This is a genomic window from Peptoniphilus sp., assembly GCF_022767005.1.
Classification (GTDB): Bacteria; Bacillota; Clostridia; order Tissierellales; family Peptoniphilaceae; genus Peptoniphilus_A.
On sequence record NZ_JALEOV010000004.1, the window covers coordinates 1 to 17010 of the forward strand.

Here is a 17010-nt window from a genome sequence, read left to right on the forward strand (position 1 = left end):
GGAGATATTTATGGAAAAAATAAAAATTTTTGGAGTTGAAATTTTTAATATTGATAATTTTGAGTGTGAAAATATTTTAAGGGATTTTTTGAAGGGAAAGGGTCTTAAAAAAATTTACACGCCAAATACTGAAATCGTCATGGCGGCTAAAAGAGATGAAAATCTTAGACATTTAGTTAATTCAGGGGATTTAGTCTTAGCTGATGGCATTGGTCTTATTTATGCATCAAAGATTAGGAAAAAACCATTAAAGGAAAGAGTTACGGGCTTTGACACTTCCATTAAGTTGCTGGAACTTGCAGATGAAATGGGACTAAATTTATATTTTTTAGGTGGCAAGGAAGGCGTGGCAGAGGATGCTGCAAAGTCAGTCAACGAGAAGTATAAAAATGCTAATGTGGCTGGATTTCACAATGGCTATTTCAATTCTAGGATAGATGGCGAAACATCTAGTGAAGAAAAGAAAATAATTGAAGAGATTAACAGCAAGGATATTGATATTGTATTCGTGGGGTTTGGCTTTCCTCGTCAAGAAAAGTGGATTGAGGAATTTAAAGATGATATTAAGGCAAAAGTTATTATTGGCAATGGCGGCGTCCTTGATATTTTATCGGGAAGGGCAAATAGAGCTCCCAAGATTTTTATTAAGCTTGGATTAGAGTGGCTTTATAGACTTTTAAAAAACCCTTCGAGGATTAAAAGACAAATTGATTTGCCAAAGTTTTTGTTCGCAGTTATGAGAGATAAAAATTCAGTTGAGTGAGGAGTGGAATTTTGAACATCGAAAATAAAGCAGTTAATACTATAAGAATGCTGTCAGTTGATCAAATTGAAAGTGCAAATTCAGGACACCCTGGTCTACCACTTGGTGCAGCACCAATGGCTTATGCACTTTTTAAAAATCATTTAGTAAGAGATTCTAAGGATTTAGATTGGGAAAATAGAGATAGATTTATTTTGTCTGCGGGACATGGCTCTGCTCTTTTGTATTCACTTTTCTATTTATTTGATTATGGTCTAAGCCTTGATGATTTAAAAAACTTTAGACAACTTGACTCAAAAACTCCAGGGCATCCAGAGTATGGGCACACTAAGGGTGTGGAAGCAACTACTGGTCCACTAGGTCAAGGTATTGCCATGGCAGTTGGTATGGCAATTGCAGAAGAAAAACTCGCAGCTATTTACAATAAGGATGATTTAAAACTAGTTGATCACTATACTTATGCCCTTGTAGGCGATGGATGTTTAATGGAGGGGATTTCCAACGAGGCATCATCTCTTGCGGGAACATTAAAATTAAGCAAATTAATTGTACTTTACGATTCAAATAAAATTTCTATTGAAGGGTCAACTGATTTGGCTTTCTCTGAAAATGTTCGTGAAAGATATAAGGCACTTGGATGGGATACTTTCCTAGTTGAAGATGGAAATAATTTAGATGAAATTAATGAAAAAATTGAAGAAGCTAAAAAATCCAATAAACCAGCACTTATTGAAGTAAAGACAAAAATCGGATATGGTTCACCTAGAGAAGATTCTGCTAAGGCTCATGGCGAACCACTAGGAGCAGAAAATAGAAGGGAAACTAGAAAATTTTTTGGACTTCCTGATGAAGACTTTTGCGTTTTAGATGATGTAAAAGAGCATTTCCAAAAGATTGTTGAAGAAAATACAAGAAAAGCTTCTGAAAAGAAAAAAATTGAAGAAGAATATGCGAAAAAGTATCCAAAAGAATATGAAGATTACAAAAATTCCTTTAAGTTTGAAAGGAAGGAACTTTTAGAGGATTCTTATTATGATTCCTTTGAAAAGGACATGGCAACTCGTGCCGTCTCTGGAGAAGTCTTAAATAAAATTGCAAAGGAAAACATCCATATTTTTGGTGGATCTGCAGATTTAGGTCCATCAAACAAGACAATTTTAAAGGACGAAGAATATTTCACAGCAGAAAATAGAGCTGGAAGAAATTTAACTTTTGGTGTGCGAGAAAATGCCATGGGAGCAATTACTAATGGAATGTTATTGCACGGTGGACTTAGAACTTATGCAGCGACTTTTTTAGTTTTCAGCGATTACTTAAAACCAACGATTAGACTTGCCGCTCTTATGAATCTTCCTAATGTCTATATTTTTACTCACGACTCCATAGGAGTAGGAGAAGATGGCCCTACTCATGAACCAATTGAACATTTAGCAATGTTAAGGTCAATTCCAGGAGTAGTTGTTTTAAGACCAGCTGATGGAAGAGAAACGGCAGCAGCACTTAACCTCGCTTTTAACTCTAAGAACACACCTTTTGTACTTGCACTTTCAAGACAAAATTTGCCACAACTTGAAAACTCCTCAAGAGACATCAAGAAGGGTGCTTATATAATAAAAAAGGAAGAAGGCGAACTTGAAAAAATTGTAATTGCAACAGGTTCTGAAGTTTCTCTTGCACTGGATGCAACAGATGGACTAAAGGGCGTTCGTGTAGTTTCAATGCCTTCTATGGAAATTTTTGACGGACAAAGTTCTGAATATAAAGAAGAAATTCTTCCTTCAAGTATTACTAAGAGAATTTCAATTGAAGCACTTTCATCCTTTGGATGGCACAAGTACATTGGAATGAAGGGCATGGCAATTTCTATTGATACCTTTGGCGCAAGTGGAAAAGGTTCTGAAGTCTTTGAGAGATTTGGATTTACAAAAGAAAATATTAGACGAAAGATAGAAGAATTTTAAAAATAAATTATTGAAAAGGAGGGGGACCTCCTTTTTTACATTGAGAGGTAATGATGAATTTAATTAAAGAAAAAAAGTGGGCAATAATTCTTTCACTTTTTGTGATGTTTCTTTGGGGTTCTGCAATTCCACTAATAAAGTTGACATATCTTCATGCAAATATTTTACCTGACGATCCCGGCGGAAAAATTTTAATAGCGGGCATAAGATTTTTTATGGCTGGTCTTTTAACTTATGTATATTTTTTTATTTTTAACAAAGAAAAAGTTGAAAAAGATAAAATAAATTTTAAATTTATAATAATTTTATCTTCCATACAGACTACGTTTCAGTACATGTTTTACTACATTGGTCTTTCAAACACATTAGGCTCACTTGCAGCAGTTATACAAGCATCTAATGCCTTTATACTTGTAGCAATTTCCATTATTTTTATTAGTGATGAAAAATTTACAAAGCGAAAAGGGCTGGCTTTAATAATAGGTTCAATTGGCATACTTATTACAAATGCAAAGGGTGTAGAAGGATTTCACTTTAAATTTACTGGCGAAGGATTTGTTTTTATTGCAACAACTTTGAACGCATTAGCCGCAGTTTTAATAAGAAAATACGGGAGAAAGCAAAATCCCTTTATTTTAACTGGCACACAGTTTTTACTTGGAGCAACTCCCCTTATAGTGATTGGAGCACTAACACATAAATCAAATGTAAACTTTGACTTTACACTTTTTTTACTTTTATCTTATGGAGCCTTTATATCGGCAACTGGCTTTACAATTTGGACAAGTATTCTACAAGTGCATAGTTCAAGTGAGTTTGGCATTTATAAATTATTTATTCCAGTTTTCGGAACAATTTTATCGGTAATGTTTCTAGGAGAAAAACTCACAATAAATATTGTTCTAGGGCTTATATTTGTATTTTTAGGAGCATTAGTCCTAAATAAAAAAATCTAAAATAGGAGAAGAAAAGAGGTGCAAAGCCTCTCTTTTTTAATTGCAAAAAAATGCAAAAATAAAGTTATAAATGGTATAATGAAATCAGGAGTGGTATTTTGAAATTAAAGAAAAATCACACAATAATTTTAATTTTATTAATATTTTTTTTAGGATTTGTATATTTTAATCATAAAAATTTTTCAAAGGAAAGAACCATAGTAAGACTTAAAGGTGTGAGTGTTAATGAACCAATAGAGGATTTTAGCATTACATCAAAGTCGGTTTTTTTGTGGGCAGACCCAGTTTTATACATCACAGATAGAGATGGAAATATTATAAAAAAAATTCAGAGAGAAGACGAAAATATTAAAGCTTTTTTTGCAAATAATTATGCTTTTTTATACGAAGAAGATCTTGGCAAGGTTCAAATGTACTCTGAAACAGGGGAACTTCTTTCTACAATTGATGTAAAGGGCGAAGTTTTTAATATTTCCTACGAAAATGCAAATATTATTTTTCACATAATTGATGAAAAAAATGAAATTTTATACTTAATGGGAAATGATTCTACATTAACAGAAATTTATAGAACTGGAAATCAAATTTTAACTCACGATGTTTTAGATCCAAAGAATTTATCTATTGCAGAGATAAAAAATGATGCCAGTGGATATAGTTCCTTACTTTATTCTCTTCACAAGGGAAATAAAAAAAGTGTAGTGTTAAACCACGAGATAGTGTTTTTTGTTAAAAAGGACAAGAGATCTGTCCTTGCTCTTACTGACAAGTCAATGTACAGATTTATGGATGCAGGTAAAAAATATGAGGAAAAAATTCCAAATATTTCTGACGTATTAGTTGAGGGAAGAGACACATATCTTCTTCACTCAGGTATTATTACAAAGTACGATTATGCACTAAAGCCTGGAGACAAGAAAATAATAGCGGCAAATGTCAACAAAATGGAAAATGTATCCGGTTCAATATATGTTTATGGTCCCAGTGATGTCGGTGGAGAAATAGGAAATCGCGGTGAATTTTACACTAGACTGGGATATTCTCTCGATAAAATAAAAATAAATGGGCTTTTAATAGGTGCGCTTCGAAATGGCGAGTTAAATTTATATTCCGTTGTAAATTCAAATTCAGTGAGAGACGATGAGAATAAAATAGAAACTACTTATAAAGAGGTGTAGAGTGAATTTAGATAAGAATACAAATACTGTTGCAAACGAAGCTGATGCAGCACTTCAGTCTACCTTTGCAGGATTAGGGTCGTGGCAAAGACTTGCAGTTGTCGCTGCAATAATAATTGGAATTTTTATTATTTTACAAATTATCAATAGATTTATAAACAGACAATTAAATTCAGATAAAATAAAGGAAAAGGGATCCTATAATAGAATTGTTACAATTACAAAATTATTTGAAAGAATAATAAAAATAGCCTTAATTTTTATTGGAGTTACAATAATTATGAGCGTTTTTGGAATTTCCATAGCGCCTATACTTGCAACTTTAGGTGTGTTTTCCTTGGCAATAGGCGTTGGCGCACAAAATTTAGTTAAGGACATTATCAACGGTTTTTTTATTATATTTGAAGATCAATATTCTGTTGGCGATTTAGTTGAGATAGAGGGTATTGAAGGTATTGTTGAAGATGTAGGTCTTAGAGTAACTAAGGTTCGAGACTTTGGAAAAATTCTTCACATAATTCCAAATAGCAACATTTCTATTGTGTCAAATAAGGAAAGGGCAAATGTTAGGACGAGAATTGACTTTTACGTTGATAATTCTTGCGACCCAAATTTTGTATCTGAAAAAATAAAAAAGGCGATAGAAAAATATGAAGATGACACTAGAATAGCAATGGGCCCAAACCTTTGGGGAGTTACTGAAAATGCTAAGGATTCATACAAGATGACTCTTGTTTATTATACAAAGCAGGGAGAACAATATGAGCTTGAATATGCAATTAGGGCAGAAATTTTAAAAACTATGCAAAGAGAAAATATTAAAATGCCAATTGTTAGAAATAAACTGATACAAAAGGAGGATAGTGATGCTTTATTATAATTTGGGAGATATTGTAACATTAAAAAAAGGACATCCTTGTGGTGAAAATAAATGGGAGATTGTAAGAAAGGGCGCCGACATAAAATTAAAGTGCCTTGGCTGCGAAAGGCTCATTTGGATGAGTCGTATGGATTTTGAAAAAAGGGTTAGAAAAATTTTAGAAGATGATAAATTTGTAAGTATAATCCATCACAAGAAAGAAGGAGAATAGTATGGATGTAAAAGAAATTTATGATGCTAAAGAAAGATTAAAGGGTCACATTAAAGAAACACCAGTAGTTTATGCACCTAATTTAGGTGAAGATGTATATTTAAAAGTTGAAGTTTTGCAAGACACAGGTTCCTTTAAATTAAGAGGAGCTTATAACAAAATTGCGACGCTTACTGATGAAGAAGCAGAAAAAGGCGTTGTAGCTTGTTCTGCAGGTAATCACGCACAAGGAGTGGCAAAATCTGCAACTGAAAGAGGAATAAAATCAATTATCTGTATGCCTTATCACGCACCACTTTCAAAAGTTCAAGCTACAAAAAATTATGGAGCAGAAGTTGAACTTGTTAAGGATTCTTTTGATGACGCAGCAGCGTATGCAGCAAAACTTTCAAAAGAAGAAGGATTGACTTTCATTGCTCCCTTTGATGATGAAAAAGTTATTGCAGGTCAAGGAACAATAGGACTAGAAATTTTAGAAAAAATCCCTGATGTAGACATAATAGTTGTACCAATTGGAGGCGGCGGACTTATTTCTGGAGTTGCACTTGCAGCAAAAAGCATTAATCCTAATGTAAAAATAATTGGAGTACAAACTAAAGTATCTCCAAGTATGTACGAATCAATTAAAGAAGGTAAAATTTTAACTGTAAAGGGAGGATCAACTATTGCGGATGGAATTGCAGTAAAAACTCCAGGAAAAATAACTTATGACATAGTAAAAGAATATGTAGATGAAATAGTTTTAGTAACTGAAGGAGAAATTTCATCAGCAATACTTACACTTCTAGAAAAAAACAAAATTATAACAGAAGGAGCAGCTGCATCAACGGTGGCAGCTTTAATGTATAAGAAATTTAGCCACAAAGGCAAAAAAGTTTGTTGCATACTTTCTGGTGGAAACATTGATGTAACAAGAGTTTCAAAAGTTATTGAAAAGGGTCTTTACAAGACTAACAGAAGGATGGAACTTAAGGTTAAACTTAAGGATCAACCTGGCGAAATGACACGCATTACAAAATTATTAGAAAAAGAAGGAGCAAACATAGTAAAAATTGCTCAAGACATTGACGTAGTTGGGGACACAATTGATTCAATGATAGTAAGCGTAGTAGTTGACACGAAGGACAAGAGTCATCAAGAACAAATAATAACAGAACTTAACCAAAACTTCTATGTATTTAAAGCTAATTACAACGATACACAGTTTTAACAAGAAAGAGGGTTCGCCCTCTTTTTTTGCTAAAATTAACATTGAGCTTGAGGAGGGAAAATGGAAAACAATAATTTAAGCTTTTTTGATAATGACAGTGGGTTAAAGGAAATAAATACTATACATATATTAAAGGATGGAAAAGAAGAAGACTTATCTATTGAAAAAATTTTTGACAAAGAAAAATATAAACACTTTTTAGGAATAACTTATTCTATTTCCTCTAAATTTGTAAATGAATTTTTAAAGGAATTTGAAACTTCAGAAATTGTAATAGGTATTGACAATGACATAGTAAAAAATTCAATTAATGAACTAGCAAAGCATTTAAAACATAGGATTTTAGAGCAAATAGAAGGAGCTCCAATTAAATTTTATCAAGAGCTAGACATGGAGTCTAAATTTAATTTAGATAAAGGGAATTTAAAAATTTGGGTATCCGCAACTTACATAATACATTCAAAATTTTATCTAATGTGGAATGATAAAGGTGAAAATCGGGTTATACTTGGATCTGCAAATTTATCAGAAAGAGCCTTTGATAGCAAAAGTTCTCAATTTGAAAATATTGTAATTTTTGATGATTCAAATTTATTTAATATCTATAAAAAGTATTATGAAGAAAATTTGTCCCAAGTCCTCTGCGATTATATTCCAAGTGAACTAAAAAAAATAAATTCAAAAAATTTTAAAAATATAAAAAATATTGATGAAATAAATACCGATGAAATTTTTATAATTTCAAATGATGATTTGGGGAAAATAAAAGAAAAAGCCGCCGTAGAAATCATTGACGATGTGAGAAATAAACTAGCCTTAGGAGTATGTAAGGATAAAATTATTACTGATATTGACAATATTTCTGACGACAGAGAAGTTGTAAAAAGTGAAAAAAAGAGAGAAAACATTGCAGAAGATGTTGCCTATGAAATTGTTAATGAAGTTATAAATAAAAGGAAAAAAACACCAGAAATAAAAAGCAAAAGTATAATTACAAAGCAAGTTAAGCAAAAAGTAGAGAAAATTATTGTAAAAAAGGTAGAAGCAAATAAAAATATAAAAAGATATGGACTTTACAATAGACCTGATTTGCGAAACACAAAAAATAATAAAACTGGACTTTTCATCATATCTGATCTCGATAAGAATCTAACTATTCCTTTTGGAAAAAGAGCGAGTAAAGAAGAATTAGTAGACGCCTTGAAAGTTTTAAATAATTATATAAAGGGATTTGAAAAATATTCAAATAGATATACAGATGATTATGGAAAAAGAGTTTTTGAAAGTTTGCTATGTACTTTTACTGGTCCATTTATTCAAGAATTAAGGGGAAAACTTGAAATTGAAGAAAATAGATTGGACATACCTCAGTTTATTATAATTGGCGGAGATGCAGGAAGTGGAAAATCATCTCTACTCTCTATAATGTCAAAACTTACGGGAATAAATAAAGGCGACTATTATCAGTGGGAAGCACTCTTAGGTCAATCGCTAAACAAGGCAAAAAGAGAAAGACTAGATACTATTCAAAATTGGATTCGTGAGAACAATGTAAATCCAATACTAGTAGATGAAATCGACAGTGACTTTTTCACAAAAACAAATTATGGAAGAGATTTTATAGTAAATATTTCTAATCTTTGTGTTAGAAGTGAGGAACCCTATCCAATTTTTATAGGAACAACTAATACAAAATCTTATTCACTGCCAAAAGAAGCGAGGAGAAGAAGTTATTATTTAATAATTGATAGAGAAATCTCAAAAAATTCTGAAGCCAAGGAATTTTTCAAAAACATTTATGAAAATGTAGACAATACATTGTTTTTGGATTTTTGCTTTAGAATGGCTGAGAGGCTAGAAAGCTCTTCAGATTATAAATGGGACAATTATACAGAAGAAAGCGGCTTTGATTTTTTATATAATTCCAGAGAAATTTTTAAAGAAATTTATGAAGAAGCAGAAATGCCACTGCCAAGATATTTTCCAGAAAAGAAATACAACGACGATAGTGAAACCAACAAAGAAAATTGGAGAAATCTTTACTTAGGTTCTAAAAATGATTTTGTGTACGATGATGATACGGGACATATCTATTACAATATTAAAAAATTAAATGAAAATGATAAATATTATGGAACTAGTACAGCACAAATTTATGCAGACGCATTGCCACAAGAAGTTTGCGTAAATAGCGTCCACGGTGCAGTCAATATTGGATTATATACTGACGAATTTTTTGATTGGATAGAATTAAAAAATCCTTATAAAAAGAAGTCATTTTTTGAAAAAATCTTTGGAAAATAATTTTTAATAAAAGTCAAAAAAAGTCAAAAAATAATATTGACATTCTTTGACTTTAGGTTTATACTAAAGATAGTTAGCAGAGGAGCTAATAGGCTGCTAATAATATAATAAAAAAGGGGAGTTTTAAATGAGTATTAGACCATATGAAAAAAATTATTTAAGAGATACAAGATTTGATGATTTTTACAACATGATTGATTCTTTCTTTAATGACGATTTTACACCACAAAGGGCAATAAGATCTGCAACTTTTAAAGTTGACGTAATTGACGAAGAAAATGATTATAAGGTAGAAGCTGAACTTCCTGGATTCAATAAAGATGAAATTGATGTTGACTTTGAGGAAGGCAATCTTACAATTTCAGCTGAAAAGAATGAAGAAGTTAATGAAGAAAATAAGGAAAAAAATTACATTCATAGAGAAAGAAAGTCTTCAAAAATGGTTAGAAGAATGTTCTTTAAAGATGTGGACGAAGAAAATATGTCTGCAAAATTAGAGGGAGGAATTTTGGAAATTATTATTCCTAAAAAACCTGAAGAAAAGAAAAATAAAAAGATTGAAATTAAGTAATCTTTTTAGTTAAATTTTGAGATTAAAAATTAAAATTTAAAATAATAAAGTAAACCGAGGGCGACCTCGGTTTTTTATGTTAAATTGTAAATACTTTCACAAATAAAATAATGAGAGTTTGCAAAAATAATAGGTAGATGAAAAATTTTTTATTTATTATAATGAAGGCGGAGGGATTATGTTAAATTCGAATATTATTGCAAGGCTCTCAACTTATGCGTTAATCTACGAAGTGTCACTTAGCCCGAAGCCAGGGCTTGTAACTTTGTTAGATACTGGTGCGCATGTAGACATGGATTATATAGATTTTTTAAATTCAGCATTGGTTTTACACGATTATTTTAAAATTGCCTACGAACTTGGCGAAAAATCATCGGGTGAAGATTACGATGAACTTAGAAAATTTGGAATTATTTACGAAAAAAAGATGAAGGATGCCACGCATGGAGCCAACACTCACAAGGGGATTATTTTTTCCTTGGGACTTATGGTCTATGCAACAGCTATTGAAATAAAAAGAAAAAATTTTTCCTATGAAAAAGTTATTTCAAGAGTTTCCTATTTGAACCGTGGAATTACTAGAGAATTAAATAAAAAAACTGCCACAAGTCATGGCGAAGAAAACTATAAAAAATACGGAGTAAAGGGAATAAGGGAAGAAGCAGAAGAAGGTTTTTCAAAGGCTCTTATGGGTCTAAAATTTTTAAAGGAAGCTGAAAAAAGTGTAAATTTTGACTACGCTCTTACGGGAACTCTTTATTATTATATGTCTTTTATTGAAGATTCAAATATTATAAAGAGAGGAGGGCTTGAAGGACTTAAATTTTTGAAGGAAAGTGCAAATTATGTCTTGACAAATAAACTTTACAAGACAAGTTGTGGAATGATGGAGATTGAAAAAGTAAATAAGGAGTTTAAAAGGAGAAATTTAAGTCCCGGAGGTTGTGCTGATTTTTTAATTTTGACTCTTTATTTTTATCTGTTGGAGGATTACATTGATTGAATATAAAGAAGTAATGCATTTTGAGAAAAAGGAAGTTGAAAAGTTTTTAAAAAGATTTGATATAGACTACGAGAAGGATGTTGAATACACAATTATAGCCGTAGATGGCGATAAAATTGTGGGCACGGGATCATCATCTGGACGAGTTTTAAAATGCTTTGCCATTGACGAAAATTATCAGGGCATGGGAATTACCAACGCCATAATCACAAGACTTTTGAATCACCAATATGAAGTGGGGAACAAGCATCTTTTCATTTTTACAAAGCCAAAGAATATAAAAATATTTTCTGACTTTGGATTTTCTTTAGTGGAAGAAACAGAAGATGTGGCACTACTTGATAACAAAATTGAAAAGCTCCATTGTATTTTAAAAAATATTAGCGACAATAGAGAATCTGGAGCCATGGTAATAAATGCAAACCCAATGACTAAGGGACACCTATATTTAATTGAGACTGCGAGAAAATTTACGGATCTTCTTCACATCTTTATGGTGGAAGAGGATGGCTCAACATTCCCCTATGAATTTAGGTATAAAATTGTGAAAGAAGAAGTGGATAAATTTGACGATGTAATCTTGCATCCGGGCAACGACTACATAATTTCAAAAAACACTTTTCCAACATATTTTTACAAGGATGAAAAAACCATTTTAAAGGCTTACTCAGAGCTCGACACGAAAATTTTTGGAAGATACTTCGCAAAGGCATTGAATATAAAAAAAAGGTTTGTGGGTACAGAAGACCTAGACATTGTTACCAAAAATTATAATGATACTATGAAAAAAATTTTGCCAAATTATGGAGTCGAGTTAGTGGAAATCGATAGATTGAAAAGTGATGAGGAAGTCATCTCTGCATCAAAAGTAAGAAAACTTCTAAAGGAAGGAAACTTTGAAGAAGCCTATAAGTATTTGCCAGCTGCCACAATAAAGGCACTAAAATCTGATGAAGGGCAGAGGATAATAAATGAAAGACTCTAAGATAGTGCGTATGCAAAAAATGCTTGATGCGAAGGAAAAAAGATATTACAAAATAAAGGATCTGACGGAAAAGTTTAATTCACCAGTGCTTTCCTTTATGCTAAATATTCCCGGAGAAGAAAAAAATTTTAAAGAAGCAGTGGAGTTTCACAAAGATTATGTAAAAAAAATAAAAAAAATTTTGCAAGAAAATAATATTAATATTTATGAGGAAGAATACAATAATCTAAAGACGGGAATTGAGTATATTGCCGCCATTGATTGCGACGGAAAATTTGTAAAGAAAAAGATGATAGATCTTGAAGAAAAAAATCTTGGCGGAAGACTTCTTGACATAGATATTTACGACAAAGATTTTACACAAATTTCAAGAGCAAGCTTGGGACTTCCCGAGAGAAAGTGCATAATTTGCGAGGATGTGGCAAGAACCTGCATAAAAGAAGAAAGACATAATATAAAGGAACTCGAAGAAAGAGTGCTAGAGATTTTAAAACTTTAATTTAATATTGTAAAAACTTTAATTTAATATTGTAAAAACTTTATTGATAATATTTAAGAATTATTTAATCCTAAGAATAAAAAATTTCTTGGGATTTTTTTAAAATAAATAACCTAATAAATTTAAAGAAAAGTGGGTATTAGACTTACTTTTTTTAATTTTATTACTCGTTTAGAAGCGTTATCACAAAATTATTTTGTTGGTTCTACAACATAATAGTTGCATCAAAGTGCTTAAAACAGGGCAGTACTTATTGAATAAGAGTATGTTTCTGGGGTATTATAAAGATATATAAAAAAGGAGGTTTTTTAATGAAGAAAAAATATTTTGGACTTAACCTTCCAATGCTATTAATTTTGGCAATAATTGTTTTCATAGCAACTTATTTGGGAGTTTTGTCGAAGGATTTAGCGGGTGGAGTTGCCCTAATGTTCGCAATAGGTATAATTTTATATGAAATTGGTGAGGTAATTCCATTTTGGAACACTTATGTTGGTGGTGGACTTGTTCTTGCATTTTTAGGTACTGCAGTTTTATGTTATTACAAAGTGATTCCTGAAGAATATGTTGAACTTATTTCATCTGTAAACTCAAAACCAATGGGAGTTTTAAACTTCTTCATCATAATGCTTATCACTGGTTCACTTCTTGGATTAAATAGAGAGCTTATGATTAAGTCTTTTGCAGGTTATATACCAGCAATCTTAGGTGGAGTTGTTGGTGCAGCAGTTCTTGGAATTATTGGAGGACTTTTCTTTGGAGTTTCTCCTGCAAACACTGTTTTAAAATACGTTCTTCCAGTAATGGGTGGAGGTAATGGTGCAGGTGCAGTTCCATTAAGTCAAATTTACGAAAGAGTTACTGGAGATGCTGCAGCAAATTATTATGGATTTGCAATTTCAATTCTTACTATCGCAAATATTTTTGCAATAATTGCTGGTGGTCTTTTAAATAAGATTGGAGAAAGAAATCCAAAGCTTACTGGTGATAAGAAAACTCTTATGAGATCTGCCCCAGAAATTGGTAAGGGAGAAGAAAAATTCACTACACAATTAAAGGACTACACAGGAGCAATTTTAATGGGTCTTACTTTTTATCAATTGGGAAGACTTATTGCAGATAAAATTTGGGACCCACTAGTTCCATCAGTTCCAATTCATCCTTTTGCTTTTATGATTATTTTAGTTGCCCTTGCTAATGGTCTTGGAATTATTCCAGGTTCACTTAGACAAGCTTCGAAGGAAGTTCAATCTTTCTTTACTAAAAATATTGTAATCTTGGTAATGGTTGGCGTAGGTGTTGAAACTGATTTACACGAGCTTGTAGCTGCAATAACTATAGGAAATGTTATCATGGCACTTTTAATTGTAATTGGTGCTATAATTGGTTCAGGACTTGTCGGTCATCTTGTAGGATTCTACTTTGTAGACTCTGCTGTTACAGCAGGATTATGTATGGCTAACAGAGGTGGTTCTGGAGATATCGCTGTTCTTGGAGCAGCTGATAGAATGGAACTTATGAGTTATGCTCAACTTTCATCAAGACTTGGTGGAGGAATTATACTTGTAATAGGTTCAATACTCTTTGGATCACTCATGTAGTAGGAGGGATATTTTTGAAACTAAAAAAGGAAGCAATGGCTGGAACTCTCGAGTCAAATGATATTTTAATAACAGTTGACGATGGTGAAGGCATCTCTATTGAACTTGAAAGCTCAGTGAAAAAACAATTTGGCAAACAAATAGAAAAAGTTATTAGAGAAACTTTAGAAGAATTAGATGTTAAGAATGCTAAGGTTACTGCAGTGGACAAGGGAGCACTTGACTACACAATAAAAGCAAGAGTAGAAGCAGCGTGCTTTAGAGCAGCTGAAAGTACAGAATATAAATGGAGCTGATATTTTGAAAGAAAGATTAAGAAGAACAATGATGTTTCTTCCAGGTAACAACCCTGCAAATATTACTGATGCTCATATTTATGGCCCTGATTCAATTATGATCGACCTTGAAGATGCAACGAGTATCAACCAAAAAGATGCGGCAAGATTTTTAGTTTATAATGCACTTAAAACTTTGGACTACGGAAAGACTGAAGTTGTTGTTAGAATTAATTCCCTTGACACACCTTTTGGACGTGAAGATATTAAGGCAGTTGTTAAGGCTGGAGTAGATGTAATTAGATTGCCTAAGTCAGAAACGGCACAAGATGTAAAAGATGTAGATGAAATAATAACTGAAGTCGAAGAAGAAATGGGATGCCTTGGTAGAACTCTTATGATGGCTGCTATTGAATCTCCAACTGGTGTAATAAATGCAGTTGACATTGCAAAGGCTTCTCCTAGAATGATGGGTATTGCCCTTGGAGCTGCCGACTATGTTACAAATTTAAAGACACAAAGGTCAACTCATGGTTGGGAACTTTTTGCAGCAAGAAGTCAAATAGTTCTAGCTGCAAGAAATGCAGGCATTGCTTGTTTTGATACAGTTAGCACAAATCTTGACGATATGGACGCTTTTAGAGAAGAAGTTCAATTTATAAAGGATCTTGGATTTGATGGAAAATCTGTTATTCACCCTAAACAAATTGCTGTTGTAAATGAAGTTTATACACCAACTGAAAAGGACATTACTAAATCTCTTCGCATTATTGCAGGTTCAAAGGAAGCTGAAAGAAAGGGCTCTGGAGTTATTACTGTTGACGGAAAGATGGTTGACTATCCAATTATAGCTGGAGCACAAAGAGTTTTAGATCTTGCAGTTGCTAGTGGAGTGCTAAAAAAGGAGGATATTGATGAACTATAATAAAAATGCAGTAGGAAGAGATATCCCTGAATACCTTGAAGGCATTGGCGAACTTGTTCCTTTTAAAGGCGAAGGCAAATATCTTAGAACAGACAAAAAGGCTTCACCAAAAATTAGATATGGAAATAGAGACGAAGGTAAATTACTAGGTTCAATAGAAGAAGCTGTAAAGAAAAGCGGTCTTAAAGATGGCATGACAATTTCTTTCCACCACCACCTAAGAAATGGTGATTATGTTGTAAACATGGTTATGCAAGTTATTGCAGATATGGGCATTAAAGATTTAACTCTTGCACCATCATCTCTTTCACCATGCCACGACAAATTAATTCCTCTAATTGAATCAGGTGTCATCACTGGCATTCAATCTTCTGGACTTAGAGGAGAACTTGGAGAAAAAATTTCTCAAGGAATTCTTAAAAAACCTTGCATAATTCGTTCTCACGGAGGACGTGCAAGAGCAATTGAAGATGGTGAACTTCACATTGACGTAGCATTTCTTGCTGCACCTTCTTGTGATGAATATGGCAACATGAATGGTAGAGAAGGAAAATCTGCTTGTGGTTCACTTGGTTATGCAATTGTAGATGCACAATACGCCGATTGCGTAATTGCAATAACAGATAACCTTGTACCATTCCCAAATATTCCTGCATCTATTGGCATGATGTATGTTGATTATGTAGTTCAAGTTGATGCAATTGGAGATCCAAAGGGAATTGTTTCTGGCTCAATTAGATTTAACGATAATCCTAGGGATTTATTGATTGCAAATAATGCAGTAAAGGCAATTAAGGCATCTGGACTTTATAAAAATGGATTTAAGTTCCAAACTGGAGCAGCAGGCTCAACTCTTGCCGTTGCAAAGCTCCTTCGTGAAGAGATGAAAAAAGACGGCATCAAGGCATCAATGGCACTTGGTGGAATTACTGGATACATGGTTACAATGCTTGAAGAAGGATTAATCGATGGAATTTACGATACACAATCCTTTGACCTTGATGCAGTAAGATCAATTCGTGAAAATCCAAAACACTTTGAGCAAACAGCATCATCATATGCAAATCCAAATAATCCAACTCCTGCAGTTAATACTCTTGATTTTGTCCTTCTTGGTGCACTTGAAATCGACACAGACTTCAATGTAAATGTAATGACTAGATCTGATGGAGTTATTAACCAAGCAGTTGGTGGACACCAAGATACTGCACCTGGAGCAAAAATGTCATTAATTCTTGCACCACTTGTAAGATCAAGAAATCCAATTATCATGGATAAAGTTACAACTGTCTGTACACCGGGAGAATCTGTTGATGTAGTATGTACTGACTATGGAATTTCTGTAAATCCAAAGAGAAAAGATTTAATCGAAAAATTTAAGGAAGCTGGAATTGAAGTTAAAGACATCAAAGAATTGCAACAAATGGCAGAAAAATTAACAGGAAAACCTGAAGAAATTAAATTTTCTGACGAAGTAGTTGCAGTTGTAGAATACAGAGATGGTTCTATAATTGATGTAATTAAAAAGGAAGCTTAAAATTAGAACTAAAAACTAACTATACTGAAAAGAGAGAGGCTTATGGCTCTCTTTTTTTGTAAAATTTTATGATTATGCATGGTTTAGAAATTCTATATAGTTGACATCTTGTAAAATAGGTGTTACTATAATATAAAATTTAAACTCAATA

General features: G+C 32.5%; 16 protein-coding genes and 1 other annotated feature (1 of these 17 only partly in view). All 16 genes read left to right on the forward strand.

Translation table 11 applies throughout. The features are described from left to right. Positions 1-10: 10 nt before the first annotated feature. The 16 genes from MR285_RS00085 to citF all read left to right on the forward strand — a co-directional run bounded on the left by MR285_RS00085 (position 11) and on the right by citF (position 16859). Positions 11-763 carry a WecB/TagA/CpsF family glycosyltransferase gene (locus tag MR285_RS00085; protein ID WP_293557082.1) on the forward strand — a complete coding sequence of 251 codons (753 nt, stop codon included), beginning with the start codon at positions 11-13 and terminating at the stop codon, positions 761-763. A gap of 11 nt (positions 764-774) precedes the next feature. Next, a complete protein-coding gene (tkt, locus tag MR285_RS00090) occupies positions 775-2724 on the forward strand; it encodes a transketolase (protein ID WP_293557083.1) in 1950 nt (649 codons plus the stop codon). Positions 2725-2774: 50 nt separating this feature from the next. Beyond that, positions 2775-3680 (forward strand): DMT family transporter, encoded by a 906-nt coding sequence (locus MR285_RS00095; RefSeq protein WP_293557084.1) that lies wholly within the window; start codon positions 2775-2777, stop codon positions 3678-3680. Between the two features lie 98 nt (positions 3681-3778). Further along, positions 3779-4858, forward strand: a complete 1080-nt coding sequence (locus tag MR285_RS00100; RefSeq protein ID WP_293557085.1) for a hypothetical protein — start codon at positions 3779-3781, stop codon at positions 4856-4858. Position 4859: 1 nt separating this feature from the next. Continuing rightward, positions 4860-5738: a mechanosensitive ion channel family protein gene (locus tag MR285_RS00105; protein WP_293557086.1), complete on the forward strand. Its 879-nt coding sequence runs from the start codon at positions 4860-4862 to the stop codon at positions 5736-5738. Beyond that, complete coding sequence (locus tag MR285_RS00110; RefSeq protein ID WP_293557087.1) at positions 5725-5949, forward strand: DUF951 domain-containing protein; 225 nt, start codon at positions 5725-5727, stop codon at positions 5947-5949. Before MR285_RS00105 ends, MR285_RS00110 begins: the two co-directional genes overlap by 14 nt. Before the next feature lies 1 nt (position 5950). Continuing rightward, positions 5951-7159 carry a threonine ammonia-lyase gene (ilvA, locus tag MR285_RS00115; protein ID WP_293557088.1) on the forward strand — a complete coding sequence of 403 codons (1209 nt, stop codon included), beginning with the start codon at positions 5951-5953 and terminating at the stop codon, positions 7157-7159. A gap of 60 nt (positions 7160-7219) precedes the next feature. After that, positions 7220-9463 carry a restriction endonuclease PLD domain-containing protein gene (locus tag MR285_RS00120; protein ID WP_293557089.1) on the forward strand — a complete coding sequence of 748 codons (2244 nt, stop codon included), beginning with the start codon at positions 7220-7222 and terminating at the stop codon, positions 9461-9463. A gap of 127 nt (positions 9464-9590) precedes the next feature. Beyond that, the gene (locus tag MR285_RS00125; RefSeq protein WP_293557090.1) at positions 9591-10034 is read left to right on the forward strand and encodes an Hsp20 family protein; all 444 of its coding nucleotides are present in this window, start codon (positions 9591-9593) and stop codon (positions 10032-10034) included. A gap of 178 nt (positions 10035-10212) precedes the next feature. Beyond that, a complete protein-coding gene (locus tag MR285_RS00130; protein WP_293557091.1) occupies positions 10213-11037 on the forward strand; it encodes a triphosphoribosyl-dephospho-CoA synthase in 825 nt (274 codons plus the stop codon). Continuing rightward, complete coding sequence (citC, locus tag MR285_RS00135) at positions 11030-12022, forward strand: [citrate (pro-3S)-lyase] ligase (RefSeq protein ID WP_293557092.1); 993 nt, start codon at positions 11030-11032, stop codon at positions 12020-12022. Before MR285_RS00130 ends, citC begins: the two co-directional genes overlap by 8 nt. Then, complete coding sequence (gene citX / locus MR285_RS00140; protein WP_293557093.1) at positions 12009-12521, forward strand: citrate lyase holo-[acyl-carrier protein] synthase; 513 nt, start codon at positions 12009-12011, stop codon at positions 12519-12521. Before citC ends, citX begins: the two co-directional genes overlap by 14 nt. Before the next feature lie 311 nt (positions 12522-12832). Continuing rightward, a complete protein-coding gene (locus tag MR285_RS00145; RefSeq protein ID WP_293557094.1) occupies positions 12833-14122 on the forward strand; it encodes a 2-hydroxycarboxylate transporter family protein in 1290 nt (429 codons plus the stop codon). A 14-nt stretch (positions 14123-14136) separates the two neighbouring features. Continuing rightward, positions 14137-14418 (forward strand): citrate lyase acyl carrier protein, encoded by a 282-nt coding sequence (citD, locus tag MR285_RS00150; RefSeq protein ID WP_293557095.1) that lies wholly within the window; start codon positions 14137-14139, stop codon positions 14416-14418. A gap of 4 nt (positions 14419-14422) precedes the next feature. Then, a complete protein-coding gene (citE, locus tag MR285_RS00155; RefSeq protein ID WP_293557096.1) occupies positions 14423-15322 on the forward strand; it encodes a citrate (pro-3S)-lyase subunit beta in 900 nt (299 codons plus the stop codon). Then, positions 15312-16859, forward strand: a complete 1548-nt coding sequence (citF, locus tag MR285_RS00160) for a citrate lyase subunit alpha (protein ID WP_293557097.1) — start codon at positions 15312-15314, stop codon at positions 16857-16859. The genes citE and citF overlap by 11 nt, the downstream gene beginning before the upstream one ends. 139 nt (positions 16860-16998) lie before the next feature. Then, positions 16999-17010: a binding site (T-box leader), on the forward strand (it continues 217 nt past the right edge of the window).